The organism is Spirillospora sp. NPDC049652 (assembly GCF_040675125.1).
GTDB lineage: Bacteria > Actinomycetota > Actinomycetes > Streptosporangiales > Streptosporangiaceae > Spirillospora.
Genome location: NZ_JBFAOF010001259.1, coordinates 1 through 1705 on the forward strand (window position 1 = coordinate 1; position 1705 = coordinate 1705).

The window sequence follows — 1705 nt, forward strand, 5'->3', positions numbered from 1 at the left end:
GGCGCTCGAGCACGGCGTGGAGGGGGTCACCGTCGACGCGATCGCCGCCGCGGCGGGCGTGTCGGCCCGGACCTTCCACAACTACTTCCCCGGCAAGGAGGAGGCGATCGTCGCGCCGCTCACCGACGCGACCCGGTCGCTGCTGGCGGGCCTCGCCGGGCGGCCCGCGGACGAGCCCGTCTGGGACTCGGTCCGCGCGGTCCTGCACGAGGTGATCGCGCCGCCGGAGCGCTTCGAGGAGACGGTCGCGCTGATGCGCATCGTCAAGACCGACCCCTCGCTCGTCGCGTCCCAGCTGTGCGGGCTCGGCGAGATGCAGCGGGACGCGGCGGCCGTGATCGCCGCCCGCACCGGCACCGACGCCGCCCGCGACCTCTATCCCCACCTGGTCGCCGGCGTCATCGGCCTGACGATGCGCGTCGTCGTCAACCTCTGGGTGGACGGCGGCGGCCGAGCCGACCTGCGGGACCTGGTCGACTCCGCGCTCGCCCAGTTCCGCACGGGCCTGCCCGTCCCCGGCCAGCCCGCTCCCGACCAGCCCGACCAGCCCGACCTGCCCGCCCACGACTCGCCGGCTCCCGACCTGCCCGCTCCCGAGATGTCCGCTCCCGATCTGCCCGCGACCGGTCCCGCCCCCGGCCCGGTTCCGGACGGACCCGACCGCGAGGCCGTCGCCGCGGCGGCCTCCGCCGACCCGTCCGGCTGACACGCTTCCGGCCGGGGCGTGCCGCCTTGCCCCGGCCGGAACCCCCCTTTCGGCGGACCCACCCCTGAGGGACCTGACGACCAGCCCGTCGCCAGGCCATCGCCCGTGCACCGTCCGTGACACCGGACCGCTTCCCGGCGCGTCCGGCATCGAATGGGATCTTCTCTTTTGGCAACCTTCCTGTACCGGCTCGGCCGGTTCTCCTACCGGCGCCGCCGACTCGTCGCCCTCCTCTGGGTGGGGCTGCTCGTCCTGTTCGGCGTCGGGGCGGCCGTGCTCAAGGGCCCGACGTCCAGCGACTTCTCCATCCCCGGCACCGAGGCCCAGCGGGCCATCGACCTGCTCAAGGACAAGATGCCGCAGGCGTCGGCGGACGGCGCGACCGCGCGCGTGGTGATCCGCGCGCCGGCCGGCCACACCCTCGCCGAGCCCGCGAACCGCGCGGCCGTCGAGCAGGTCGTCGGCAAGCTGCGGACGGCCCCGCAGGTCGGCTCCGTCGTGGACCCCTACCAGGCCAGGGCGCTCTCCCCGGACCAGCGCACCGCCCTCACCCAGGTCACCTACAAGGTGACCCAGGTGGACGTGGAGCAGTCCTCCCGGGACGCCCTGGACGACGCCGCGGACGCGGGCCGCTCGGCCGGGCTGACCGTCGAGATGGGCGGCAGCGCCACCCAGGGCATGCCCGAGCAGGGCGCCTCCGAGCTCATCGGGCTCGCCATCGCCGCCGTGGTGCTGCTGATCACCCTCGGCTCGCTGGTGGCCGCCGGGCTCCCGCTGCTGAACGCGATCCTCGGCGTGGCCATCGCGATGAGCGGCATCACCGCCGCGACCGGCCTGATCGAGATGAGCTCGACCACCTCGACGCTCGCGCTGATGCTCGGCCTGGCCGTCGCCATCGACTACGCCCTGTTCATCACCTCCCGGTACCGGCACGAGCTCGCGGAGGGCAGGTCCGGGGAGGAGGCCGCCGGCCGCGCCGTCGGCACCGCCGGGTCGGCC

2 protein-coding genes are annotated in these 1705 nt (G+C 75.1%); both read left to right on the forward strand.

The window, feature by feature from the left end; translation table 11 throughout:
* Positions 1 to 706, forward strand: a 706-nt coding sequence (locus AB0J52_RS39195) for an acyl-CoA-like ligand-binding transcription factor (RefSeq protein ID WP_500188156.1), incomplete at its 5' end; no start/stop codon positions are given.
* Positions 707 to 874: 168 nt separating this feature from the next.
* The coding region (locus AB0J52_RS39200; RefSeq protein ID WP_500188157.1) for an MMPL family transporter at positions 875 to 1705 on the forward strand (831 nt) is incomplete at its 3' end.